Source organism: Cupriavidus agavae (assembly GCF_004217045.1).
In the GTDB taxonomy this organism is placed as follows: Bacteria; Pseudomonadota; Gammaproteobacteria; order Burkholderiales; family Burkholderiaceae; genus Cupriavidus; species Cupriavidus agavae.
Window position 1 is genome coordinate 115,528 of record NZ_SGXM01000005.1, and the last position, 24,967, is coordinate 140,494.

Sequence of the window (24,967 nt, forward strand, 5' to 3'; positions counted from 1 at the left end):
TTGTCGGGCTATTGGCTATTCCATCGAAATGCGCAGACCCGCCGCCGTGGCCAGCGGGCAGACGCACAGCGAGAGCGCCAGGCACGCGCCCAGCAGCGAGAAATGCGGCGCCACGTCGAGCCCGGCGTCGGCGGCGGCGCCGGCACCGGCACCGAAGACCAGCACGGGGATCGACAGCGGCAGCACCAGCACGCACAGCAGCACGGCGCCGCCGCGTACGCCCAGCGTCAGTGCCGCGCCGACCGCGCCGATCAGGCTCAGCGCCGGGGTGCCGACCAGCAGCGAGGCGGTCAGCAGCAGCGTGGCGCTGCCCGGCAGGCTGTACTGCTGCGCCAGCAGCGGCGTCAGCACCAGCAGTGGCAGGCCGCTGGCCAGCCAGTGCGCGCAGATCTTGCCAAGTGCCAGCAGCGCGAGCGGGTGGGGCGAGAGCAGCAATTGGTCGAGGCTGCCATCGGCGTGTTCCTGCGCGAACAGCCGCGAGAGTGCCAGCATGGACGCCAGCAGCGCGGCCACCCAGAGGATGCCGGGCGCCAGCAGGCGCAACTGCTGCGGATCGGGACCGATCGCCAGCGGGAACAGGCTCGACACGATCACGAAGAACACCACGCTCGCCAGCAGGCTGCTGCGCCGCCGCCAGGCGATCGACAGGTCGTGGGCGATGACCGAAGCCAGTACGGCGATCATGGCACTGCGCCTCGCGGTGCCCGGAGCGCCAGCACCTGCCCCGGCGCCTGCAGCGGCTGGTGCGTGGCGATGACGGCCATGCCACCCTCGGCGAGATGGCGCGCCAGCAGCGTGTGGAAGCCGTCCGACGCCTCGGCATCGAGCGAGGTCAGCGGTTCGTCGAGCAGCCACAGCGCACGCGGCGCCAGGGCCAGGCGCGCCAGCGAGACCCGGCGGCGCTGGCCCTGCGACAGCGTGCGCACCGGCACGGCGGCCGCGGCGCCCAGCCCGAGTTGCGCCAGCGCGTGGCGCAGCGCGGCGGCATCGGGCACGGGCAGGCCGGCCATGCGGGCGGCGAAGCGGAGGTTCCCGGTGGCGTCGAGGTCGGCGTCGACGCCGTTGGTGTGGCCGACATAGGCCAGGCTGGCCAGATACCCGGCATCGCCGGCGCGCACTTCGCGCCCGCGCCAGCACAGCCGTCCCTGCGCGGGTGGCACCAGGCTCGCCAGCACGCGCAGCAGGCTGGTCTTGCCCGCGCCGTTCGGACCGGTCACCTGCACGAGGCCGCCCGGCGCCAGCGCGAGGTCGAGGTCGCGGAAGACCGTGCGGCCCATGCGGCGGACCGTCAGCTGGCTGGCCTCCAGGGCCACGGTGGCCATGGTGCTACTTCTCCGGCGCGGCAGCGACGTCTGGCAGGCGGTGCGCGATGCCCTTGTGGCAGTCGATGCAGGTCTTTTCCTTGTTGGCGAGGTAGGTGGAGTGCATGGCCTGCGCGCGCGGGCTTTGCCGCGTGAAATCCATCGACTGGTAGTCGTGGCAGTTGCGGCATTCGAGCGAATCGTTGGCCTTGAAGCGCGCCCACTCGTGCTGGGCCAGCGTGAGCCGGTGGGCCTGGAATTTCTCGCGCGTGTTGACGGTGCCGAAGATCTTGGCCCAGACCTCCTTCGATGCCTGCATCTTGCGGGCCATCTTGTCGGTCCAGTTGTGCGGCACGTGGCAGTCCGAGCACTTGGCGCGCACGCCGCTGCGGTTGGTAAAGTGGATCGTGCCCTGCAGCTCCTGGTAGACGTTGTCGCGCATCTCGTGGCAGCCGGTGCAGAACTTCTCGGTGTTGGTCACTTCGAGCGCGGTGTTGAACGCGCCCCAGAACAGCACCCCGGCGATAAAGCCGCCCAGCGTCAGGAAGCCCAGGCTGAAATACGCGCTCGGGCGGTTGATGGTGCGCCAGTAGCGCTTGAGGAGGTCCCAGAGTCTGCCTTTCATCGCTCGCCCCGTGCGATCCCGTTATTTGGTGCTGGTCGTGCCGCCAGCCTTGCTGCTTTTGGCGCCGTCCTTCGAACCCTTCTCGCCACCGGCCCGCTTGAGCATCGTCTCCACGTCGACGAAGGTGTTGCCCACCAGCGGCTTGGTATCGGCCTGCGGCACGTGGCACTGGGTGCAGAAGTAGCGGCGCGGCGAGACCTCGGCCAGCACGTTGTTGTCGCGGTCCATGTAGTGCGTGATGCTGACCGGGATCGAGCCGGTTTCCTCCGATTTCGTGCGCGCATGGCAGAACATGCAGCGGTTGAAATCGCGGTCCAGCTGGTAGCCGTCGATCTTGTGGGGGATCGTCGGCGGCTGCATCGTGTAGTTGCGCGTGCGGCGGATGTCCTTGTTCTCGGTGGGATACAGCAGCGGCGGCTTGGTCTCGCTGCCCACGGGCGTGGGGCCGCGCATGGCGTCGATGAGCCCCTGGGCGCCGGCGGGCGTTGCCAGGAGCGTGAACGCGGCCAGCGCCAGCCAGGCGCAGAAGGCGAGCAGGGCAGGCCAGGATCGGGTCGGCATCATGGCATCTCCTAGACCTTGACGATCTTGACCGCGCACTTCTTGAAATCGGTCTGCAGCGAGATCGGGCAGGTGGCATCGAGCGTCACCTTGTTGATCAGCTGGCTGGCGTCGAACCAGGGCACGAAGACCAGCCCCTTGGGCGGCGTGTCGCGGCCGCGCGTCTCGATGCGGGTGCGCATGCGGCCGCGCCGCGAGACGATTTCCACTTCCACGCCACGCCGCAGCCCCAGCGCGCGGGCGTCCTCGGGATGCATGAAGCAGACCGCGTTCGGGAAGGCCCGGTACAGTTCGGGCACGCGGCGCGTCATCGAGCCCGAGTGCCAGTGTTCGAGCACGCGGCCGGTGGCCAGCCAGAACGGGTACTCCTTGTCCGGCGACTCGGCCGCCGGCTCGTACGGCAGCGCGAAGATCACGGCCTTGCCGTCCGGGTTGCCGTAGAACTGGAACCCCGTGCCGGCCTTGACGTAGGGGTCGCTGCCCTCGCGGTAGCGCCAGCGCGTCTCCTTGCCGTTGACCACGGGCCAGCGCAGCCCGCGCGCCTCGTGGTAGGCGTCGAACGGCGCCAGGTCGTGGCCATGGCCCCGGCCGAAACTCGCGTACTCCTCGAACAGGCCCTTCTGCACATAGAAGCCGTAGGCCTTGTTCTCGGCATTGTGGTACTCGGCGTTGGCCTCCTTGACCGGGTACTTGTCGACGTTGCCGTTGCGGTACAGCACGTCGAACAGCGTCTTGCCGCGCAGCTCCGGCTTCTTGGCGATCAGGTCCGCCGGCCAGACTTCCTCCACCTTGAAGCGCTTGGAGAACTCCATGAGCTGCCACAGGTCCGAGCGTGCCTCGCCCGGGGCATCCACGAGCTGGTGCCAGAACTGGGTGCGCCGTTCGGCGTTGCCGTAGGCGCCTTCCTTCTCCACCCACATCGCGCTGGGCAGGATCAGGTCGGCCGAGAGCGCGGTCACGGTGGGGTAGACGTCCGAGACCACGATGAAGTTGTCGGGGTTCCGGTAGCCGGGCAGCCCCTCCTGCATCATGTTGGCGGCCGCCTGCATGTTGTTGTTGACCTGCACCCAGTAGGCGTTGAGCTTGCCGTCCTTGAGCATGCGGTTCTGCAGCACGGCGTGGTAGCCCACCTTGTCGGGGATCGTGCCAGCGGGCAGCTTCCAGATGCGCTCGGCCTCCTCGCGGTGCTTGGGGTTGGTGACCACCATGTCGGCGGGCAGCCGGTGCGAGAACGTGCCCACCTCGCGCGCCGTGCCGCAGGCCGAAGGCTGGCCGGTCAGCGAGAACGGACTGTTGCCCGGCGTGGCGATCTTGCCGGTCAGCAGGTGCACGTTGTAGACCATGTTGTTGACCCACGTGCCGCGCGTGTGCTGGTTGAAGCCCATGGTCCAGAGCGACATCACCTTGACGTTGGGGTCGGCGTACAGCTCGGCCAGTTGCTGGAGCTTGTCCCTGGGCACGCCGGACAGCTTGCTCACGTAGTTGGCGTCGTACTTCGAGACGAACTTCGCGAACTCGTCGAACGTGATCGGCTTCGCGTCGGTGGGGTTGCCGGCGTTCTTCGCGGCCTTCTGCAGCGGGTTGTCGGGCCGCAGGCCGTAGCCGATGTCGGCCACGCCTTCCTTGAACACCGTGTGCTTGTTGACGAAATCCTTGTTGACGCGGTTGGTGCTGATGATGTGGTGGGCGATGTAGTTCAGCATCGCCAGGTCGGTCTGCGGCGTGAAGATGATCGGCAGGTCGGCCAGGTCGAACGAGCGGTGCGTGAACGTGGACAGCACAGCCACGCGGGTCTTGGGGTGGCTCAGGCGGCGGTCCGTGATGCGGGTCCACAGGATCGGGTGCATCTCGGCCATGTTCGAGCCCCACAGCACGAAGGCGTCGGCGTTCTCGAAGTCGTCGTAGCAGCCCATCGGCTCGTCCATGCCGAAGGTGCGCATGAAGCCGGTCACGGCCGACGCCATGCAGTGGCGCGCGTTGGGGTCGATGTTGTTGGTGCGGAAGCCCGCCTTCATGAGCTTGGACGCCGCGTAGCCCTCCCAGATCGTCCACTGGCCCGAGCCGAACATGCCCACGGCGGTGGGGCCCTTTTCCTTGAGCACGCGCTTGAACTGGGCTTCCATCTCGTCGAACGCGCGCTCCCAGCTGACCGGGGCGAATTCGCCGTTCTTGTCGTACTTGCCGTTCTTCATGCGCAGCTGCGGCTTGAGCAGCCGGTCCTGGCCGTACATGATCTTCGACAGGAAGTAGCCCTTGACGCAGTTCAGGCCCTTGTTGACCTCGCACTGCGGGTCGCCCTGCGTGGCCACCACCTTGTTGTCGCGCACGGCCACCGTCACGCCGCAGCCGGTGCCGCAGAAGCGGCAGGGCGCCTTGGACCACTTCAGCTTGGTGACTTCGCTGTCCGTGACGAAATTGGCGGATTCGGCGGCGCCCGGAATGCCGGCTACCGAGGCGGTGGCGGCAATGGCGGTCTGCTTGATGAATTCACGACGCGTGACTGACATCGCCAATCTCCTCGTACATGGCTGCGGCGTCTTCGTTGTGCTGGTAGACCAGCGTGGCCGAGATCACGCCCTCGAGCTGGTGCAGGCAGGTGAGCTGCGCCACGATGGCCTGCGAGGTGGGGGCCTCGACGGTGACCACGAGCTTGCCCGTCTCGGTGGCGGCATGGATCTCGGTGCCGGTCATCGCCGCAATGGCGATGCGCACCCGCTCCAGCGCGGCGGGGTGGGCATAGACCATGATGCCGGCGATATGCCACTCGTCGTCCGAGGCGACGGGCTGTATGGGGATGGAACGTCTTGCAGGCATGTGTTACCCCGAAACAAGACTGCGGTTGGCTTGTTCCTGCTTTCTTCTTGTGGAAATGCGCGCTGGCTAGTGCGTGGGCGGTCCGCTGATCAGTTGGCTCATCCAGACGATGAAGCCGTAGCCGGCCACGACGATGACGGAAAGTACCGGCACCATCACGGCGGTGAGAAACAGGAAGCTGCGCAGTTCTTCCTTCCTGCGCTGTGGGTCTTGTGGGTTCCGTGGTTCCTGAACGCTACCCGAATCCATATTTCCCTCGGCTCATGAACAGGCGTACCGGACGTCGCGCCGGCTATGCGTAACCCATTAAAGGAATCGTGCAATGGAGTGTCAAGACGTGCACCCGCAGCCCGGCGCGGGCGGTGCAGGGCCGGGCAGGCCGGCATCGGCGCCGAACCTTGGCGGGACGCGGCGCGCGGCCCGGCGGCGCTTGCATCAGCCCGTGATGTGAAGATCTTCTGCGCCGATATCAATAAATTCGACAGCTGTGCCGGGGCTGGCATTTGTATCGCGCCGTGCACTTCGGATACCCGGTGGCTCATCCGGTGGCGATGCGCTGCGCCGCGGCAACGAAGCGCAGCACGTGGCGGTCGTCGGTGCCCTGGCGGGTGGCCAGCGCGATACCGATGGCGGCGGCGGGCCGGGGGCTGGACAGCGGCAGGAAGCGGACGCGCCGGTTGGTGTAGCGCGCCGCCACCCCCGGCACCAGCGCCACGCCCAGGCCGCTCTCCACCAGGCTGACGATGGTCTGCACCTGGACCGCCTCCTGCGCGATGCGCGGCACGAAGCCGGCTTGCTGACAAAGCAGCATCGCCACCGCGCGCAGGTTCGGCACGTCGGCGCCGGGGTGCATGATGAACGGTTCGTCGGCCAGCGCCTTCAGCGCAATGCGCTCCTGTGCCGCAAAGCGGCTCTCGGCCGGCACTGCCGCGACGAAGGTGTCCGACTCCAGCGGCATCAGCGCGAACGGACCGCTGCTCAGGATTGGAAAGCGCACCAGCCCGGCATCGAGCTGGCCCTGCCCGATGCGTTCGAGGATCGACGCCGAGGTGGACTCGTGCAGGATCAGTTCGATGCCCGGATGCGCATCGCGGAACGCCGGAATCAGGCGCGGCAGCAGCGCATAGGTGGCCGAGCCCACGAAGCCGATGCGCAGCGCGCCGCGCTCGCCATGGGCGGCCGACAGCGCGGCGGCACGCGCCTGCGCCACATGGAACAGCGCCCGCCGTGCGTCGTCGAGCGCCGCCTCGCCGGCCTGGGTCAGGCGCACGCCGCGCGTGGTGCGGACGAACAGGGCGGTGCCGAGCGACGCTTCGAGCTTGCGGATCGAAATCGAGAGCGGCGGCTGGGCCATGTGCAGCCGCTCGGCGGCACGGTGGAAGTTGCCGGTCTCGGCGAGGGCGACAAACTGCTGGAGCTGGCGGAGATCCATGGTGATATTCGATGGATATCAGTTCTTAAGAAACTAATATTAGACGCAATCTGGACACAGGCATACGCTACGGGGTCATACCGCAAGCCAAAGCAAGAGAAGGAGACCCAGATGCTGCCCCTGGCCGGAATCCGTGTAGTGGACCTGTCGACCGTGGTGATGGGGCCGTATGCCAGCCAGTGGCTGGCCGACCTCGGCGCCGAAGTGATCAAGGTGGAGACTCCCGAAGGCGATTCCACCCGCCGCACCGGCCCGGCCACCGAGGACGGCATGTCGGCGATCTTCCTCGGCGTGAACCGCAGCAAGAAGAGTGTGGTGCTGAACCTGAAGCAGCCCGCCGCGCAGGCCGCGCTGCACCGGCTGCTGGCCACCGCCGATGTCTTCCTGCACAGCATGCGCCCGCAGAAGCTCGGCAAGCTCGACCTCGATCCGGCCAGCGTGATGGCGCGCCATCCGCGCCTGGTCTATGTGAGCCTGCTCGGCTTTGCCGAGGATGGTCCCTACGGCGGCCGTCCCGCCTATGACGACATCATCCAGGGGCTGTGCGGCAACGCGGCGCTGATGGCGGCGCAGACCGGCACCGTGCGCTATTTCCCGACGATCTCGGCCGACAAGACCAGCGGGCTGGTGGCGGCGCTGTCGATCAGCGCGGCGCTGGCCGGGCGCGAGCGCAATGGCGGCAAGGGCGGCATGGTGGAGGTGCCGATGTTCGAGTCGATGGTGGCGTTCAACCTCGTCGAGCACCTGTACGGCCAGCACTTCGAGCCGCCCCGCGCGCAGGCCGGCTATCCGCGCGTGCTGGCGCCGCTGCGCCGCCCGTACCAGACGGCGGACGGCTACGTCTGCATGATGCCGTACACCGATGCCCACTGGCGCGACTTCTTCCAGGCCGCCGGCCGCGACGACCTGGCCGCCGACGCCCGCTTTACCGACATCGCCGCCCGCACGCGCCATATCGAAACGCTCTACGAGATTACCGGGGAGCTGGTGCGCGAGCGCGGCACCGCCGACTGGATCGAGATCTGCGAGGGGCTGCAGATCCCGGTGGCGCGCGTCAACGATCTCGACGAACTGGTGAACGATCCGCACCTGCGCGCCACGGACTTCTTCGACAAGGTGGAAGACCCCGGCATGGGCACGCTGCGCTTTCCGGGCGCCCCGGTGCGCTTCGACGGCGAACGCGCCCGCGCCGGAGTGCCGCCCCGGCTGGGCGAACACACGCGCGAGGTGCTCGGCGGCGTGGGGCTGACCGACGACGAGATTGCCGCGCTGGGCCGCTGAACCGGCCCGCCAACCCGACAGACCACACCAAGGAGACGTTCATGAGCAACGCACAGCCGCAACGCCTGGGGCAGGGCTTCTACTGGCAGGACATCGAGCAAGGACAGGTCTTCGAGACCTTCCGCCGCACCGTGACCGAGACCGACCTGGTCAACTTCATCTCGGTGACCGGCATGCTGGAGGCGATCTTCATCGAGGAGGGCTACGAGGCCGGGGCCATCAAGGGGCGTCCGGTGCCGGCCGCGCTGACCTACTCGCTGATCGAGGGCTTCATCCTGCAGACGATGATCCAGGGCACCGGGCTGGCGATGCTCGAACTGACCCAGAAGATCCTTGGCCCGGTGCTGGTGGGCGACACGATCCACGCGCGCATTACCGTGACCGGTATCCGTCCTACCTCGAAGAGCGGCCGCGCCGTGGTCGATTCGTCGATCGAGGTGTTCAACCAGCGCCAGGAGCTGGTCATGACCTATACGGCCCGCCGCCTGCTGGCCGGACGCTAGCGCCACCACCCGCCATCGTTTCACCCGGAGGAGACAACCATGCCAATACAGAGCAGGAATGCCAGGCATCACCAACGTTCCCGCGCCGCCGCGCGCCGCCGATGGCTGCAGGCGCTGGCGGCGTGCGGCCTTGCCGTCGCCGCGCTGCCGGGCGCGGCGCTGGCCGCGGAGTATCCGGACCGGCCGATCCGGCTCGTCGTGCCGTTCCCGCCGGGCGGCCCCACCGACCTGGTGTCGCGCGTGATTGCCAGGCGCATGTCCGAAGACCTGGGCCAGACCGTGCTCGTGGACAACCGTCCCGGCGCCAACGGCAATATCGGCAACGAGATCGTCGCCAAGGCCGCGCCGGACGGCTACACGGTGCTCTACAACACTTCGTCGATCGCGCTGAGCCCGGCGCTGTACCGCAAGCTGCCCTATGACGTGAAGCGCGACCTGCTGCCCGTGGCGCTCACGGCCAACGTGCCGCTGGTGCTCGAAGTCAACGCCCAGGTGCCGGCGAACACGGTGCCCGAGTTCGTCGCGTGGCTCAAGGCCAACCCGGGCAAGATGACCTACGGCTCGGCCGGCAACGGTAACGTGACCCACCTGACCGCCTTCCTGTTCCTGCAGGCCAAGGGCCTCGATGCCGCGCACGCGCCATACAAGGGCAGTGCCCCGGCGCTGACCGACCTTGCCAGCGGGCAGGTGCAGTTCATGACCGACACGATCAACTCATCCCTGCCGTTCATCCGCGACAAGCGCATGAAGGCGCTGGCCGTGACCAGCAGCACGCGCAGCGCCCAGTTGCCCGATGTGCCGACGCTGGCCGAGTCCGGACTGCCGGGGTTCGAGGCAGGCGCGTGGCAGGGCATGATGGTGCCCGCGAAGACGCCGCCCGACATCGTGCGCCGGCTGAACGGTGCGGCGGTCAAGGCGCTGGCCGCGCCGGAGGTGCGCGCGAGCCTGGCCGCGCAGGGCGCCGAGCCGCGCGGATCCTCGCCGGAGGCTTACGGCACGTTTCTTTCCCACGAGATCGAGCGGTGGCGCAAGGTGGTCAAGGACACCGGCGTCACGCTGGACTGACCGCGCGCCGCGCCTGAAGAAGGAGTCCGAGATTGCGATCCCTGTTCGGTACGTTTGCCCTGACCGCGTTGCCGCCGCAGGCGGCGGCGTTTCGCGCCGAGGTCAAGGTGTTTCTGCGTGAGCACCTGCCTGCCCTGCCGCCGGATCGCCGTGCGCGCTCGTGGATGGGTTTCGACGCGGATTTCAGCCGGGCGCTGGCGCGGCGCGGCTGGGTCGGCATCACGCTGCCGGCGCAGTACGGCGGTGCGGGCCTCGACGCATTCTCGCGCTTCGTGCTCGTGGAGGAGCTGCTGGCCTGCGGCGCGCCGGTCAGCGCGCACTGGATTGCAGACCGGCAGAGCGGCCCGCTGATCCTGCGCTACGGCACCGACGCGCAGCGCGCGTTCTACCTGCCGCGCATCTGCCGGGGCGAGGCGTTCTTCTGCATCGGCATGAGCGAGCCGAACGCGGGCTCCGACCTTGCCAGCGTCACCACACGCGCCACGCCGTGCGATGGTGGCTGGCGGCTCAACGGGCGCAAGATCTGGACGACCAATGCCGACCGCTGCCAGTTCATGCTGGCGCTGGTGCGTACCTCGGGGCAGCCCGGAGACCGCCAGAAGGGGTTGTCGCAGGTCATCGTCGACCTGTCCGCGCCGGGCGTGACGGTGCGGCCGATCCACGACCTGGCCGGCGACGCGCATTTCTCGGAAGTGGCGTTCGAGGACGTGCTGCTGCCCGCCGACGCGCTGGTGGGGCAGGAGGGCGCCGGCTGGGAGCAGGTCAATGCGGAACTGGCCTTCGAACGCAGCGGCCCCGAGCGGCTCTATTCGAGCGTGGTGCTGCTCGATGCGTGGATGGCGGCGCTGCGGACGCTGCCGGCCCTGCGGCGCGATCCGGACACGATCGGCAAGCTGGTCGGCCGGCTGGCCGTGCTGCGTGCGATGTCGCTGGCGGTAACGGCCCGGCTGGCGGCGGGCGAGAGCCCGCTGATCGAGGCGGCGGTGGTCAAGGATCTCGGCACCGAACTCGAACAGGCCGTGGGCACGCTGGCCGAGGCGGCGCTCGGCGACGATCCGGCGCTGGCTGCCGACGCCGATCTGTACCGCACCTGTGCCTATGTCAGCCAGATCGCGCCGACCTATTCGCTGCGTGGCGGCACGCGCGAAATCCTGCGCGGCATGATCGCGCGCGGGCTGGGCCTGCGCTGACCGGGAGAATCAACATGGAAAACGTCTACTCGGACGCGCTGGAAGCGGTGCTGCGCGATCTGTGCACGCCGGCCGATGTACGGGCCATCGAGGCGGGCGCATCGCCGGCGCCGCTGTGGGACGCGCTGCAGCAGAGCGGCTTCGCCGACAGCCTGCTGCCCGATGCCGGGCTCGCGCTGGCCGACGCGCTGCCGATGCTGGTGACGATGGGGCAGTACGCCTTGCCCGTGCCGCTGGCGCAGACGATGTTCGCGCGCGCGGTGCTGCAGGCGGCCGGCGTTCCGCTGCCGGACGGCCCGATCGCCCTGGCCTCGCGCGAAGGTGCCGCGCGCGCCCATGTGGCCGATGGCGCCACGGCCGCGTGGTTCCTCGTGCAGCAGGACGGGGCCGCATCGCTGGTGGCCCGCGACGCGGCGGCGGTACAGGCCACTGGCGTGCACGGCGACCTGACGGTCAGCATCGGCGAATGCGGGGGCCAGGCGTTTGCGCTGGCACCCGGCACGCTGCGCACGATGGGTGCCGCGTTGCACAGCGCGCTGCTGGCTGGCGCGATGGCCCGCACGTTCGACCTTACGCTGCAGTACGCCAACGACCGCGCGCAGTTCGGGCGCAATATCGGCAAGTTCCAGGCGATCCAGCACCAGATCAGTGTGATGGCCGAGCAGGTGGCGGCGGTGCGGATGGCCGCGCAGATTGCCTGCGCGGCGGATGGCTGGCAGCCGGAGCGCATGCGCGCTGCCATCGGCAAGTGCAATGCCAGCGAGGCCGTGGCAGCGGTCAGCGCCATCGCCCATGCCGTGCATGGGGCGCTCGGCATCACCGCCGAGTACGACCTGCAACTGTTCACGCGGCGGCTCCATGCCTGGCGGCTGGCCGATGGGTCAGAGCGCTACTGGGCGCGCGAGATCGGGGCGGCGGTTTGCGACGCGCAGGGCGGCACCGTCGACCAGATCCGGCAGTGGGCCGGCGAGGCGGCCTAGCTCTGCTGCAGGTCCACGCGGCAACTGGTTTCGGGCTTGCCCGGCACCACCAGTTGCGCGTCGGGCCCCTTGTCCCAGAACAGGGCGTCGCCATCCTTGAGCGACGCGGCGTAGCGCGCGCCCGAGGCGGCCGGGGTCTGCGGCAGCACCAGTTGCTGGTCGAGCCAGCGCAGGTAGGCGTAGCCCGGATCGGTCTGCACGAAGGTGCCGGCGATGACGGCGTCCACCCCGGCACAGCGGATGTTGAACGGGCCCCGGCTGATGCCCTTGTCGTCCTGCCGGCGCGCGCCCGCGTAGCCGTGGCGTAGCGCGAAGATCCGTTCCAGGTAGGTCGAGACCGTGCAGTCGCGCGCATCGTCGGCCTTCGCGCAGTCGTTGCGGCCCCTGATCCAGCCGCGCTGTCCGGCAATCAACTGTTTCTTCTGTGCCTTGGGCAGCGAGCGCGCATCGAGCGCCAGCCCGTAGAGCCGGGTGGTCTCGCGATCGAGCCGGGCCAGCGTGGTGTCCTTGCAAACCATCTGCTCGATCTCCGCCTCGGCCTTGCGGCAGTCGAAACTCGGGGTGGCGGTATTGGCCGGGGCGGCCTGCGGCGAGGGAGCCAGCCCGAACAACGCGGCGGCAAGCGAGACGGCGGACAACCGTGGCATGGCAGTCTCCAGCGGGCTACCCCGCGTTGCGATCGATCACGACAAAATGCTTGCGCACCGGCTCGATGACCTCGAACACACCTTCGAAACCGGCCGGTATGACGCAGGCATCACCTGGGCCGAACTCGCGTGCTTCACCGGCGTGGCTGGTGATGCGCAGCCGCCCGCTGATCACGTGGAAGAACTCTTCCTTCCCCGCCGGAAACGCGATGCGCCACGCCCCCGGTTCGCAGGCCCAGAAGCCGCAATCGAAGTCGCCCTGCGGCGCGCTGTAGTGCGTCCACGTGGTGCGGTCCGGGTTGCCCTGCACCAGGCGGTCCGGGCGCGGGTTGTCATGCACGGGCGCCGGGTCGGCACGGAAGTCGGAAAGAAACGGGGCGGAGGCGGCAGGCGCAGAAGCAGACACGGTTGATATCGAAAAGTCACTATATAGATCAGCAGTGTAGCGGCCCGCGCTGGTTCCGCCTCCATCAAATGGTGCATCCCGTGCATCGGATATCCCCATGGATTGGAGGACATTTCCGGTCACTGTTGCGGCCCGCACACGGTTTGTTACCGCGCATTACAAAACCATTACAAACAGGAAGCGCGCTTATCAAATCCGATTGCCGGGAGTTACCGAGTAAACCCTCTATAAGTGCTTTTTCTTGCCCGTGGCCCGGCATCAAATACATCTCTGCATCCAATGCGGATAGGAATGATTCGTATTTGTATTTTATTGACGCATCCCTACAATCGCGGCCCGAGGAAATCAGCGTTCAGCGTCCTCCAATGTCTGCATGACGAAATATGCCGACAACAACACAAAGCAATCCACGGGGAAGAAAGAGAAATGAGCAAGTATTCGGAGGTGTTCCGGCCCAACGTGCTGGTGACGGCGCTCGCCGGTCCGATGGCCGCGATGGCGATGCAGGGCGCCGCAGCCCAGGAAGCCACGCCGGCCACCACGGTGGCCGCCGCAGCCAGTCCGGTCCAGCAACTGCAGGGCGTGACCGTCAAGGCCGCGCGCGAGGACGGCTACAAGGTCGACCGGGCCGAATCTCCGAAATTCACCGCGCCGCTGCTCGACACGCCGAAATCCGTGACGGTGGTGCCGGCCGAAGTGATCCAGCAATCGGGCTCGAACTCGCTGCAGGACGCGCTGCGTACCACGCCGGGCATCACGTTCGGCGCCGGTGAGGGCGGCAACCCGATCGGCGACCGCCCGTTCATCCGTGGCTTCGACTCGGGCAGCAGCATCTTCGTGGATGGCGTGCGCGATGCCGGCTCGCAGACGCGCGACACCTTCAACATCGAGAACATCGAGATCATCAAGGGGCCCAGCTCGGCCTACGGCGGCAAGGGCTCGGTCGGCGGCCTGATCAACATCGTCACCAAGCTGCCGACTAAGGAAAACTTCGTGCAGGGTTCGGTCGGCGTGGGCACCGACGCCTACAAGCGCGCCACGCTCGACGGCAACTACGTGCTCAACGACAACACCGGCCTGCGCCTGAACGCGATGGCCCAGGACGCCAACACGCCGGGCCGTGAAGCCGTGGGCGGCCACTCGTGGGGCTTCGCGCCGTCGGTCACGTTCGGCCTGAACAGCCCCACCAAGGTCACGCTGTCGTACTACCATCTGCAGGGCCAGAACATGCCGGACTACAGCATCCCGTATGCGCGCCCGGCTGCCCAGTCGTCGAAGGCCAACCCGGCCGGTCCCGCCAACGTGGACCGCCACAACTTCTACGGCCTGGTCAACCGCGACTTCCAGCACACGCAGACCGATATCGGCACCGCCATCGTCGAGCACGCCTTCAGCGACAAGCTGACGTTGCGCAACACCACGCGCTGGGGCCGCAGCTCGAACGACTACATCGTCACCAACCCTGACGACAGCCGTGGCAACGTGGCGCGCGGGCTGGTGTACCGCAGCAGCAAGAACCGCGATTCGGCCACCGACTCGCTGATCAACCAGACCGACTTCATCGCCAGGTTCGACACGGGCCGCCTCAAGCACTCGGTACTGTTCGGCTTCGAGTTCAGCCGCGACGATACCGACAACACCCCGTACAACGTGGTGCCGGGCGGCGGCGCGGGCAATACCTGCAACGCCTCGCTGCTGGCCAGCGGCGATTGCACCAGCCTCTACAACCCGAACCCGGGCGACATCTGGACCGGCCGCGTCGGCAAGATGGGCTATACGCAGAAGACCAAGACCGACACGCGCTCGGTGTACCTGTTCGATACGGTCGAGATCACGAAGCAGTGGCTGGTCAACGGCGGCATTCGCTACGACAACTACCGCACCAGCTCCTTCACGCCGGCCTACACGAACCCGAACACCGGTGCGTCGGTGGCGGCCGTGAACCTGGCCAACAACGCCAACTTCTTCAACTATCAGGCCGGCATCGTCTACAAGCCGGTGGACTTCGGCAGCATCTACGTGTCGTACGGCACGGCGTCCACGCCGCCGGGCACGTCGAACGGCGATGGCTCGGACAACCTCTCGGCGCAGATCCAGAACCTCGACGCCGAGCGCAGCAAGGCGTGGGAACTGGGCACCAAGTGGGACCTGCTGGGCCGCCGCCTGTCGGTGACCGGCGCGATCTTCCAGATCGAGAAGGACAACGCCCGCGTGGCGGTGGACGCCAACACGACGCAGAACGTCGGCAAGCAGCAGGTGCGCGGCTTCGAACTGGGCTTTGCCGGCGGCATTACCGACAAGTGGAACGTGTTCGGCGGCTACACCTACCTCGACAGCGAGCTGAAGGACAACGGCCCGGTGGCCACCAACGCGGTGAACAACGGCAACCAGTTCCCGAACACGCCGAAGAACAGCTTCAGCCTGTGGTCGACCTACCAGGTGCTGCCGGCGCTGACCGTGGGCGGTGGTGCGTACTACGTGAGCCAGGTCTACGGCAACGCGGCCAACTCGCTGTACGTGCCCTCGTACTGGCGCTTCGATGCCATGGCGGCCTACCGCGTCAACAAGAACCTGACGCTGCAGCTGAACGTCCAGAACCTGCTGAACAAGACGTACTACACCAAGGCGTTCGCGGCGCACTACGCGGCGCTCGGCGCGGGCCGCTTTGGTATGCTGACCGCCAACTTCCGCTTCTGAGCCGGAACACCCCGGGGGCGACCCCGGGGTCCGGTGCCCCCCATCATGATGCTGCATATTCCGGACGTGCTGTCCAAAGCCCAGGTTGCCGACTGCCGCGCGCTGATGGACGCCGCCGAGTGGTCAGACGGCAACCAGACCTCGGGCTACCAGTCCGCGCTGGCCAAGCGCAACCTGCAACTGCCCGAGGGCTCGCCCGTGGCGCGCCAGGTCGGCAACCTGATCCAGGACGCGCTGGCCAACAGCGCGCTGTTCTTCTCGGCCGCGCTGCCGCTCAAGGTCTTCCCGCCGCTGTTCAACCGGTACGAGGGCGGCCAGACCTTCGGCCACCACGTCGACAACGCCATCCGTTACCTCGGCGGCACCGATTTCCGCATCCGCAGCGACCTTTCCGCCACCCTGTTCCTGACCGGGCCGGAAGACTACGACGGCGGTGAACTGGTCATCGAGGACACCTACGGCCAGCAGCGCGTGAAGCTGCCGGCCGGGCACATGGTGCTGTATCCGGCCACCAGCGTGCACCACGTGACCCCGGTCACGCGCGGCGCGCGGGTATCGTCATTCTTCTGGATTCAGAGCATGGTGCGCGACGACGGCCAGCGCGCGCTGCTGTTCGAGCTCGACAACCGCCTGCGGCAAGTGGCCGGTTCCCTCGGCCAGGACAACGAGGCCGTGATCGGGCTGACCGGCGTGTATCACAACCTGCTACGGCGCTGGGCGGATGCGTAGGGAGGGTGCGGTCATGACCGCTGGTGCGAGCCGGCGTACCAGCGACTTGCAAAGTTGATGCAGGCGCGGCGGGCTCTGCGGACCGGTAAACGGATTCAGCGTCCAGACACCGGTATGGGAAAAAGCAGGAACATGGACGTCTCCCCTCACTGGATTCGGGCGAAGTCGCTGCCGTCGTCGGATTCGTCCTTCGGAATCGACGCAAGGAACGCTGCGAACGAGGTTTTCCGTGGATGGCCCGGTGCGGTGGCGTCTTTCCCGCCATCGGATGGGTCTGCCATACCGGACGTCATGTCCTGGCTTTTGCCGGAAGGCGGGTTGTCGTGCTTGCGCATGGTTGGCTCCTTCAAACGAATGAACAGGGCGCCATCGTGCATCACTTGAGGCCGGAAAAACGTGTCCGAATGTGACGGGTGAAGCGTGTTTGATCCGCCGCAAGAGGGTGCGTTTTTGCGACGTTGTCTCAAAGACAAACGGCCCAAAAAGAAATACCCCGACGCGCGGGATCGTCGGGGCAGTAAGAGTTGCCAAGTCGTTTCGGGTCGTGTCGAATGACCCTGCGGCAAGTGTGACGTTGCCAGCGCCGGGCGCCAATAACTCACATGAGGTATTGGCGTCTGTTCGGCAGCGCGCATAGCGCGTACTCACTCCTGCATCGATTCCGAACAAGAGAACCGGGTTCCGACCGGCGTAGCCCGTCCTTCGGCAAACACGGGGTTCGCGGGGAATCGCAACGCGGGACGGCGGCTCAGTCGGCGGTCTCTGGCCGGCCCGCCTGGCTTTCGCTGGCCGGGTGCGCGGGATAGCAGGCCAGTAGCGCGCTGACCACACCGTTGGTCCAGCCGAAGCCGTCCTGGAGCGGATATTCGCCGCCGCTGCCGCCTTCGGCGCTGCCCGGATGCCGCCGCACGAGCCGGTATTTCTCCACGAGCTTGTATTCGCGCGCATAGAGATTCGAGACGGTGCAGAGCCACCGGTGGGCGATGTCGTCGGCCAGGGCGGTGGCGCCGTAGCGGCGCAGGCCCGCGATGCCTACCCACTGCAGCGGGGCCCAGCCGTTGGGGCGGTCCCATTGCTCGGCCGAGCGGATCTCGGTGGTGGCCAGGCCGCCTTCCTCCAGCAGCCGGGATGCCACCGTGGCGGCCACGGCGTCGGCCTGCCCGGCGGTGGCCATGCCCACGAAGAGCGGCATCAGCGTGGCCGCGCTCAGGTTCGGGCGCCGGGTGCCACGGCACCAGTCGACATCGAGGAACGCCCCGGCGCCGGCGTCCCACATCAGCGCGCCTGTTGCCTGCTGGCGCCGCGCGGCGGCCTCCCGGTAGTGCGCGGCGTCGTCCGGTGCGCCCGCCGTATCGCATAGCGCCGCCAGATGGCATTCCGCATGCCAGAGCAGCGCATTCAGGTCGACCGGGAGGATCGACGTGGTGTGGATCGTCGACAGGTCCGGCGTGGCCGTGCCGTCGGCGGGCACCGGATCGCACCAGCGCGAACTGAAATCCCAGCCCGATTCCGCCGCGGCGCGCAGGTCGCGGAACACCAGGTGAGCCGGACGATGGCTGCGGCGCGCGGTCTCCACGTCTTCGAGATAGGCTTCCTCGCGCGGATAGGCGCGGTCATCCCAGTAGCGGTTGAGCAGCGTGCCGTCCGGCAGGCGTACCACGCGACGGTGCGCGCAACCGGGCTTCAGGTGGGCGCTGCCATCCATCCAGAAAGCGTGCTCGCGCTTGAGCTGGGGCAGATAGCGCAGGGCCGTGGCGGTGTCGCGCTGGCCGTCGCCCCCGTCTTCCAGCAGCTCGATCATCAGCGAGAAGACCGGCGGCTGCGAGCGGCTCAGGTAGTACGAGCGCGTGCCGTTGGGCACGTGGCCGTAGGTGTCCAGCAGGTAGGCGAAGTTGTCGACCATCGGCTGCAGCAGGTCGCGCCGCCCGCTGGCCGACAGGCCCAGCATCGTGAAGTACGAATCCCAGTAGTACAGCTCCCGGAAACGTCCGCCCGGCACCACATAGGGCGCGGGCAGCGGCAGCAGCGAACACATCGGCGGGTGCTCGGCGGGCTCGCGTGTCAGGACCGGCCAGAGGCCGTCGATATGTTCGCGCAGGGAATCGTCGGGGCGTGATTGGTAATGCGATGCGGGCTCGGTCTCCCGGTCGAAATGGGCCGCCACGAAGTCTTCCAGCGAGAAGCCCGGGGCGTGGCGTTCGGCGCGGTACCGGGCGAGGATGGCTTCGGGGGCGTCCAGCGGTACGCAGTCGGGAAAGGTCTTGCTGTCGGCGAACAGCCCGCCGGCCTGCACGGCGACGAACAGTTCTTCATAGCGTTCGGCCGGGGACAGCACATCCGCGGCCGCGCAGCCGGGGAGCGTGCACGGTTCGGGGCAGGGGAGATGGGTGATCCGCGGGGCGTGGGCGTGGCAGTGCCCGGGCCTGCCGGAGTGGTTCGCGGCCGGTTGCTGCAATGCCGCATCGGGTTGCGCGGGGGCGGTGCGCGTGCTGGCGTGCGGCACGGAGTTGGCTCGCATGGTGTCCCTTTTTTCAGGTCTCATGGACGGTCTGAGCCGGCGGGATGGGCCAAAGTTCCGGTCGGCGCTACCCCAGCCCCAGTTGCACCAGCACGCTGGCCGCAGCCTGGGCCACGCTGCCGCTGTGGGCGGGCATGATGACGTGGGCGGTCTGGCGATACAGCGGGTCGCGCTCGTTGAACAGCGCCTCCAGCCGGGCGCGGGGATTCTCCACCTGCAGCAACGGACGGTTGCGGTTGCGCCGCGTGCGGCGCCACAGGTCCTGCACCGTGGCATCGAGATAGACCACGTGGCCGCGCGTGCGCAGCATGTCGCGGTTCTCGGGGCGCAGCACGGCGCCGCCGCCGGTGGCCAGCACGATGCCGCTGCGCCGGGTCAGGTCGTCGAGCACCCGCGTTTCGCGGCGCCGGAAGCCATCCTCGCCTTCCAGCTCGAAAATGGTCGTGATACGCACGCCGCAGCGGGCCTCGATCTCATGGTCGGTGTCGAAGAACGGCCGGCCGAGCAGGTGCGCGACCGTGCGGCCGATCGTCGTCTTGCCGGCGCCCATGAAGCCGATCAGGAAGAGGTTGCCAGAGGCGTTGTGCTGGTCCATGTCGGTGTGCCGCAGCGAGCCATGCCTGTCCTGCGCAACGTTAGCACGTTGTCCGCGCGCCCGGCGCGGCGTTTCACTGGCGGCCTGCCCCCCGGCGGCGGGGCATCAGGCGGCCTGGCGTGCGGCGATGGCGCGGATCGTGTCGACGAAGGCCTCGGCCACCGGGCCGGGCGTGCGGTCGCTCCGGCGCAGCAGGCCGATGGGCTCCTCGGTGCCGGGCGTGGCAACCGGCAGCAGCACCATCTCGCCGGCGGCCACCGCACGCCGCGTGGCGGAGAGCGGGGCGGCCCAGACGCTGTCGCTGCCCAGCGTGACCAACTGGCTCAGGTAGGCATCGGCGGTTTCCAGGCAGCCCTCGGGCAGGGCCAGTCCGTGCCGGGCCAGCAGGCTCTCGGTACTGTGGCGCGGGATCGAGCCCACGGCCAGCACCACCATCGGCCAGCCCAGCGCGTCGCGTACCGTGGGCCGGACATGGGTGGCCAGCGGATGGCCGGCGCGCACGGCCAGCACCAGCGGCTCGGCGGCCAGCGATTCGAACCACAGCCCCTCCATGGCGGCGGGGTCGTCCATGCGGCCGATCACGATGTCGAGGACATCAGCCTTGAGCAGATCGATCAGCGTGCGGTTCATGCCGGTCTGCACGGCCAGCGCCACGTCGGCGTGGGTGGCCCGGAAGCGGTTCACGGCATCGAGCAGCAGCGCCGGCACGATGCTCGGCAGCGCGCCCACGCGAATACGCTCGTGGCGTGCCCCATCGGCGCCGGCCAGGCTGCCGGCCGCAGCGTCCAGGTCATCGAGGATGCGCAGCGCATGGCGCAGAAAGCGCATGCCGGCCGCGGTCAGGTCGGTGCCGGCGCGCTGGCGCACCAGCAGGCGGGTGCCGACGAGTTCCTCCAGTTCGGTCAGCGTCTTGGACACGGCCGGCTGCGTCAGCCCGAGCTGCTCCCCGGCGCGCCCCAGGTGCCGGGCCTGCGCCACTGCGACAAAGCAGTGCAGGTGCCGCAGGCGGATGCGGCTGCGGAAGGCATCGGGCAGGGCAAGGGCTTGCATAACCAAAATTCATCGTAATTTCGCCAAAACTCAATTTACATGAATTCCAGCGGTGCTTACAGTCGTCGGATTCCCCAACATCACGGCAGACAGCGATGCCCCCACGCTCCGACCGCCCCGCCATGCCGGCCCAATACCGGCGCCCGTACTGGGACACCCAGCCCGAATATCTGTACCCGCCCTATGCCTCCACGCAGTTGCGCGCGCCGGCCGAGCCGCTGATTGCGCTGCCGCAATCGTTGTCGGAGGTCACCGGCCCGACGTTCGGCCCGGAATTCGTCCGCGAAGGCGACAACGACCTGACTGTCGGCAACGGCGGCACACCGCAGGGCGAGCGCATGCTCGTGACCGGCCGCGTGCTCGACGAGAACGGCCGTCCCGTGCCGCACGCACTGATCGAGATCTGGCAGGCCAACGCCGCTGGTCGCTATACCCATCCGCGCGACCAGCACGACGCGCCGCTCGACCCCCATTTCTCGGGCGAAGGCCGCACCATTACCGACGCGCACGGCAACTACCAGTTCAGGACGGTCAAGCCCGGCGCCTACCCCTGGCGCAACCACCACAACGCCTGGCGGCCCCAGCACATCCATTTCTCGCTGTTCGGCAACGCGTATGCCACGCGGCTGGTCACGCAGATGTACTTTCCGGGCGATCCGCTGCTGGCATTCGACCCCATCTTCCAGTGCGTGCCCGACGAGAAGGCGCGCAACCGGCTGGTGGCCACGTTCGATTGGGAGACCACCGCGCCCGAGTACGCCCTGGGCTACCGTTTCGATATCGTGCTGCGTGGCCGCGATGCCACGCCGATGGAGTAAGCCATGCTGTACGCCACCGCATCCCAGACCGTGGGTCCGTATCTCCATATCGGCCTGACCGGGCTGAACTGCGCGGACCTGACCGCCGGCTCGCCCGAACTGGCCGGCCAGCGCATCGTCATCGAAGGCCGCGTCACCGATGGCCGGGGCGAGCCCGTGCCCGATGGCATGCTGGAGATCTGGCAGGCCAATCCGGCCGGCCGGTACCGCCATGCCGACGATAGCCGCGAACTGCCGCTCACCGCCGGCTTTACCGGGTTTGGCCGCGTGCCAACCGGGCCCGATGGCGGATTCCGCTTCGTGACCGTGAAGCCCGGCGCCGTGCCCGGCATCGACGGACGGCCCCAGGCGCCGCATGTCATGGTCTCGGTCTTCACGCGCGGGCTGGTCAAGCACGTGGCTACGCGGCTGTACTTCGGTGATGAAGCCAGGGCCAATGGCGCCGATACCGTGCTGGCCCTGGTGCCCGCAGCGCGGCGCGCCACGCTGGTGGCCGAGCCCGATGGCGTGGGACGCTACCGCTGGAACGTGGTCCTGCAAGGGCCGGGCGAGACGGTCTTCTTCGATATCTGAACCATGCCCACGAACTCCCGCCTGACCGATCCGATGTTTGGCAGTCCCGCCGTGCTGGCTGCGTTTTCCGATGCCGGCACCGTGCGCGCGATGCTCGACGCCGAGGCTGCCTTGGCCCGCGCCGAGGCGCATTGCGGCGTGATACCCCCGCAGGCCGCGCAGGTGATCGGCGAGGTCTGCGCCGACTGTGCGCTCGATCCGGACGCGCTGGCCCACGACGCCGTGGCCGCCGGCAACCTGGCCATCCCGTTCGTGAAGCAACTGACGGCAGCCGTGGCCAGCCGCGATGCCGGGGCGGCGCGCTTTGTGCATTGGGGCGCCACGAGCCAGGACATTCTCGATACGGCGCTGGTACTGCAACTGGCGCAGGCGCTGCAGGCCATCGACGCCGATCTGGCCCGGCTGGGCGACGCCTGCGCGGCGCTGGCCGGTACGCATCGGGCCACGCCGATGGTGGGCCGCACGTGGCTGCAGCACGCGTTGCCCACGACCTTCGGCGCGAAGGTGGCCGGCTGGCTCGACGCGTTGCAGCGCGCGCAGGCGCGGGTCAATGCGGCGCGCGACCAGGCGCGTGTGCTGCAGTTCGGCGGCGCGGCGGGCACGCTGGCCAGCCTCGGCGACGACGCGCCGGCCGTGGCCATCGCGTTCGCCCGGGCGCTGCAGCTTGAGCTGCCCGCGCTGCCGTGGCATGCGCACCGGGACCGGCTGGCCGACGTGGCTGCCGCGCTTGGCATGCTGACCGGCACGCTGGGCAAGATGGCGCGCGACCTCTCCCTGATGATGCAGACCGAGGTGGCGGAGGTGGCCGAACCGGCCGCGCCGGGGCGCGGGGGATCGAGCACCATGCCGCACAAGCGCAATCCGGTGGGCTGCGCGGCGGTGCTGGCCGCCGCCACGCGCGTGCCGCCGCTGGTGGCAACGATGCTGGCCGGCATGACGCAGGAGCACGAGCGCGCGCTGGGTGGCTGGCAGGCCGAATGGGACACGCTGCCGCAGATCGTGTCGCTGGCGGCTGGCGCCGCGCGCCAGATGGGCGAGGTGGTGGCCGGGCTGGATGTGGACGCGGCCCGCATGCGCGCCAACCTCGACCTCACGCGCGGCCTGATCCTGGGCGAGGCCGCCATGCTCGAACTGGGCCGCCATATCGGCCGCCTCGATGCGCACCACGTGGTGGAGCAGGCGTCGCGCCGCGCGGTGGCAGACGGTTGCACGCTGCGCGAGGCGCTGGCCCGTACGCTTGCCGAAGACCCGGGACATGCCAGCTTGCTCGACGATGCCACGCTCGACCGGCTGGCCGATCCCGCGCGCTACGCGGGCCAGGCGACGCCGTTCGCCGATGCCGCCGTGGCGGCCTGGCGCGCGCGCCACGGCGACCCCGTGGCGCCGGAGCCGGCGGCCGCGACGACAACCCAAGGCATGCCGGCACAGCCCGCCCCGGCCGCCCGCGCGGCCGCAAGCGACCGCGAGCGCTACGAAGCCGGCCTGGCGGTGCGCCGCGCCGTGCTCGGCAGCGCCCACGTGGACCGCTCGCTGCAGCGCCTGACGCCGTTCAACGCGCCGTTCCAGAACCTGATCACACGCTACGCCTGGGGCGAGATCTGGACGCGCGACGGCCTGCCGCGCCATACGCGCAGCCTGATCACGATCGCGATGATGGTGGCGCTGAACCGGTCCGAGGAACTGAAGCTCCATCTGCGCGCGGCCGCCAACAACGGCGTGACGCGCGACCAGATCCAGGAGGTGCTGCTGCAGACCGCGATCTACTGCGGCGTGCCGGCCGCGAACTCGGCGTTCCACATGGCCGGCGAGATCCTTGCCGGCGACGACGCCGGCCAGTAACCAGAATACGCGTGACACGGCCGCCAACGCAGCGGCCGGCACGCAGACAACGAGGAGACAAAAACTTGGCCCCCAACGGCATTCCGCGCGCATCCACACGTGTTGCCATCGTCGGCGCCGGTCCCGCCGGCCTGCTGCTCGGCCAGTTGCTGACCGTGGCCGGCATCGACAACGTGATCATCGAGCAGCGCAGTCCCGCATACGTGCTCGGCCGCATCCGGGCAGGCATCCTCGAATGTGGCACGGTCGAGGCACTGGCGCGCGCCGGCGTGGCCGCGCGGCTGCACGAAGAGGGGCTGGTCCACCATGGCATCGAGCTGTCGTTCGATGGCGCGCGGCATCGCATCGACTTCCACGCGCTGATCGGCCGCGACGTGACCGTCTACGGCCAGACCGAGGTCACGCGCGACCTGATGGCGGCGCGTGCGGCGTCCGGCATGCCCAGCGTCTACGAGGCCGCTGGTGTCTCGCTGCACGATTTCGACGGTGCCCGGCCCCAGGTGCGGTATCGCAAGGATGGCGCGTGGCACGTGCTGGACTGCGATGTCATCGCCGGCTGCGACGGCTTTCATGGCGTCAGCCGCGCCAGCGTGCCCGGCGCCGCCAGACGGATTTTCGAGCGCGAATATCCGTTCGGCTGGCTGGGCGTGCTGTCCGAGACGCCGCCGGTGGCCGACGAACTGGTCTACGCCAGCCATCCGCAGGGCTTCGCGCTGTGCAGCATGCGCTCGAAGACGCGGAGCCGCTACTACGTGCAGGTGCCGTCGACCGAGCAGGCCGCGAACTGGTCCGACGCGCGGTTCTGGGACACGCTGCGCAGCCGGCTCGACCCCGCCACGGCGCAGGCCCTGGTGACCGGTCCCAGCATCGAGAAAAGCATTGCGCCGCTGCGCAGCTTTGTCTGCGAGCCGATGCGCTTCGGCCGGCTGTTCCTGGCCGGCGATGCCGCCCACATCGTGCCGCCGACCGGGGCCAAGGGGCTGAACCTGGCCGCCAGCGACGTGGTGACGCTGGCTGACGCCTTGATTGCCCGCTATGCGCACGGCGACGCCCATGAACTCGATCTCTACTCGGAGCGCTGCCTGCGGCGGGTGTGGAAGGCCGAGCGGTTCTCGTGGTGGATGACGTCGTTGCTGCACAGCTTCCCCGGTGCCGACGACTTCGCGCGCCGCATCCAGCGCGCCGAACTCGACTATCTGGTCTCCTCCAAAGCGGCGTGCCGGTCACTGGCCGAAAACTACGTGGGGCTGCCGCACTGATCCATATGTCCAACATATGAGTTACGCGACTGACATATATTTTACGTAGCCCGGCAGCGGTGCTACCGTTTCCTCCAGCCTGTC

At 68.4% G+C, this 24,967-nt stretch carries 25 protein-coding genes and 1 pseudogene; 12 read left to right on the forward strand and 14 right to left on the reverse strand.

From position 1 onward, the window contains the following. Positions 1-15: 15 nt before the first annotated feature. The 8 genes from ccmB to EV147_RS18235 form a co-directional block, all read right to left on the reverse strand. Entirely contained in the window at positions 16-684 is a 669-nt protein-coding gene (gene ccmB / locus EV147_RS18200; RefSeq protein ID WP_130392638.1) for a heme exporter protein CcmB, read from the reverse strand. Further along, positions 681-1,322: a cytochrome c biogenesis heme-transporting ATPase CcmA gene (gene ccmA, locus EV147_RS18205; protein WP_130392639.1), complete on the reverse strand. Its 642-nt coding sequence runs from the start codon at positions 1,320-1,322 to the stop codon at positions 681-683. Before ccmA ends, ccmB begins: the two co-directional genes overlap by 4 nt. A 4-nt stretch (positions 1,323-1,326) precedes the next feature. Further along, positions 1,327-1,926 (reverse strand): NapC/NirT family cytochrome c, encoded by a 600-nt coding sequence (locus EV147_RS18210; RefSeq protein ID WP_130392640.1) that lies wholly within the window; start codon positions 1,924-1,926, stop codon positions 1,327-1,329. Positions 1,927-1,947: 21 nt separating this feature from the next. Continuing rightward, positions 1,948-2,490, reverse strand: coding sequence for a nitrate reductase cytochrome c-type subunit (locus tag EV147_RS18215; protein ID WP_130392641.1), 543 nt, complete (start codon positions 2,488-2,490; stop codon positions 1,948-1,950). A gap of 8 nt (positions 2,491-2,498) precedes the next feature. Then, on the reverse strand, positions 2,499-4,994 hold the full coding sequence (napA, locus tag EV147_RS18220; protein WP_130392642.1) for a periplasmic nitrate reductase subunit alpha: 2,496 nt from the start codon (positions 4,992-4,994) through the stop codon (positions 2,499-2,501). Next, positions 4,975-5,301, reverse strand: a complete 327-nt coding sequence (locus EV147_RS18225) for a chaperone NapD (protein ID WP_130392643.1) — start codon at positions 5,299-5,301, stop codon at positions 4,975-4,977. The genes napA and EV147_RS18225 overlap by 20 nt, the downstream gene beginning before the upstream one ends. 66 nt (positions 5,302-5,367) lie before the next feature. After that, entirely contained in the window at positions 5,368-5,550 is a 183-nt protein-coding gene (gene napE, locus EV147_RS18230) for a periplasmic nitrate reductase, NapE protein (RefSeq protein ID WP_130392644.1), read from the reverse strand. Between the two features lie 289 nt (positions 5,551-5,839). Beyond that, a complete protein-coding gene (locus tag EV147_RS18235; RefSeq protein ID WP_130392645.1) occupies positions 5,840-6,733 on the reverse strand; it encodes a LysR family transcriptional regulator in 894 nt (297 codons plus the stop codon). 111 nt (positions 6,734-6,844) lie between these two features. Between EV147_RS18235 and EV147_RS18240 the strand changes: the two genes are divergently transcribed. From EV147_RS18240 to EV147_RS18260, 5 genes are read left to right on the forward strand one after another with little or no spacing between them, the layout of a single operon-like run. Next, complete coding sequence (locus EV147_RS18240) at positions 6,845-8,014, forward strand: CaiB/BaiF CoA transferase family protein (RefSeq protein WP_130392646.1); 1,170 nt, start codon at positions 6,845-6,847, stop codon at positions 8,012-8,014. Between the two features lie 41 nt (positions 8,015-8,055). Beyond that, positions 8,056-8,517 carry a MaoC family dehydratase gene (locus EV147_RS18245; RefSeq protein WP_130392647.1) on the forward strand — a complete coding sequence of 154 codons (462 nt, stop codon included), beginning with the start codon at positions 8,056-8,058 and terminating at the stop codon, positions 8,515-8,517. Positions 8,518-8,556: 39 nt separating this feature from the next. Then, entirely contained in the window at positions 8,557-9,582 is a 1,026-nt protein-coding gene (locus EV147_RS18250; RefSeq protein ID WP_130392648.1) for a tripartite tricarboxylate transporter substrate binding protein, read from the forward strand. A gap of 32 nt (positions 9,583-9,614) precedes the next feature. Beyond that, the gene (locus EV147_RS18255) at positions 9,615-10,772 is read left to right on the forward strand and encodes an acyl-CoA dehydrogenase family protein (protein WP_130392649.1); all 1,158 of its coding nucleotides are present in this window, start codon (positions 9,615-9,617) and stop codon (positions 10,770-10,772) included. A 14-nt stretch (positions 10,773-10,786) separates the two neighbouring features. Continuing rightward, positions 10,787-11,752 carry an acyl-CoA dehydrogenase family protein gene (locus EV147_RS18260; RefSeq protein WP_130392650.1) on the forward strand — a complete coding sequence of 322 codons (966 nt, stop codon included), beginning with the start codon at positions 10,787-10,789 and terminating at the stop codon, positions 11,750-11,752. Here EV147_RS18260 and EV147_RS18265 read toward each other — a convergent pair. Both EV147_RS18265 and EV147_RS18270 read right to left on the reverse strand, forming a co-directional pair. Next, complete coding sequence (locus tag EV147_RS18265; protein ID WP_130392651.1) at positions 11,749-12,399, reverse strand: MliC family protein; 651 nt, start codon at positions 12,397-12,399, stop codon at positions 11,749-11,751. The genes EV147_RS18260 and EV147_RS18265 overlap by 4 nt on opposite strands. A 16-nt stretch (positions 12,400-12,415) precedes the next feature. Next, a complete protein-coding gene (locus tag EV147_RS18270; RefSeq protein WP_130392652.1) occupies positions 12,416-12,805 on the reverse strand; it encodes a cupin domain-containing protein in 390 nt (129 codons plus the stop codon). A gap of 486 nt (positions 12,806-13,291) precedes the next feature. Here EV147_RS18270 and EV147_RS18275 point away from each other — a divergent pair, with 486 nt between their 5' ends. Together EV147_RS18275 and EV147_RS18280 are read left to right on the forward strand one after the other, a co-directional pair. Next, on the forward strand, positions 13,292-15,502 hold the full coding sequence (locus EV147_RS18275) for a TonB-dependent receptor (protein WP_407923261.1): 2,211 nt from the start codon (positions 13,292-13,294) through the stop codon (positions 15,500-15,502). A 45-nt stretch (positions 15,503-15,547) separates the two neighbouring features. Continuing rightward, a complete protein-coding gene (locus EV147_RS18280) occupies positions 15,548-16,231 on the forward strand; it encodes a Fe2+-dependent dioxygenase (protein WP_130392654.1) in 684 nt (227 codons plus the stop codon). A 146-nt stretch (positions 16,232-16,377) separates the two neighbouring features. On the opposite strand, the gene EV147_RS18285 is transcribed toward EV147_RS18280, so the two are convergent. From EV147_RS18285 to EV147_RS18300, 4 genes are all read right to left on the reverse strand, one after another. Next, entirely contained in the window at positions 16,378-16,566 is a 189-nt protein-coding gene (locus tag EV147_RS18285; protein ID WP_130392655.1) for a hypothetical protein, read from the reverse strand. A 413-nt stretch (positions 16,567-16,979) separates the two neighbouring features. Beyond that, entirely contained in the window at positions 16,980-18,749 is a 1,770-nt protein-coding gene (gene treF, locus EV147_RS18290; protein WP_235844810.1) for an alpha,alpha-trehalase TreF, read from the reverse strand. Between the two features lie 67 nt (positions 18,750-18,816). Then, on the reverse strand, positions 18,817-19,344 hold the full coding sequence (locus tag EV147_RS18295) for a shikimate kinase (RefSeq protein ID WP_130392657.1): 528 nt from the start codon (positions 19,342-19,344) through the stop codon (positions 18,817-18,819). Between the two features lie 105 nt (positions 19,345-19,449). Continuing rightward, positions 19,450-20,394: a LysR substrate-binding domain-containing protein gene (locus EV147_RS18300; RefSeq protein ID WP_130392658.1), complete on the reverse strand. Its 945-nt coding sequence runs from the start codon at positions 20,392-20,394 to the stop codon at positions 19,450-19,452. Between the two features lie 95 nt (positions 20,395-20,489). Between EV147_RS18300 and pcaH the strand changes: the two genes are divergently transcribed. The 5 genes and pseudogenes from pcaH to pobA all read left to right on the forward strand — a co-directional run bounded on the left by pcaH (position 20,490) and on the right by pobA (position 24,883). Beyond that, entirely contained in the window at positions 20,490-21,212 is a 723-nt protein-coding gene (gene pcaH, locus EV147_RS18305) for a protocatechuate 3,4-dioxygenase subunit beta (protein ID WP_130392659.1), read from the forward strand. Between the two features lie 3 nt (positions 21,213-21,215). Further along, entirely contained in the window at positions 21,216-21,785 is a 570-nt protein-coding gene (pcaG, locus tag EV147_RS18310) for a protocatechuate 3,4-dioxygenase subunit alpha (protein WP_130392660.1), read from the forward strand. A gap of 3 nt (positions 21,786-21,788) precedes the next feature. Next, positions 21,789-23,147, forward strand: a pseudogene (locus EV147_RS18315) (3-carboxy-cis,cis-muconate cycloisomerase); the annotation flags it as partial. Positions 23,148-23,201: 54 nt separating this feature from the next. Further along, entirely contained in the window at positions 23,202-23,624 is a 423-nt protein-coding gene (gene pcaC / locus EV147_RS26305) for a 4-carboxymuconolactone decarboxylase (protein WP_235844821.1), read from the forward strand. Between the two features lie 65 nt (positions 23,625-23,689). Further along, entirely contained in the window at positions 23,690-24,883 is a 1,194-nt protein-coding gene (pobA, locus tag EV147_RS18320; protein WP_130392662.1) for a 4-hydroxybenzoate 3-monooxygenase, read from the forward strand. The last annotated feature ends 84 nt before the right edge of the window (positions 24,884-24,967 follow it).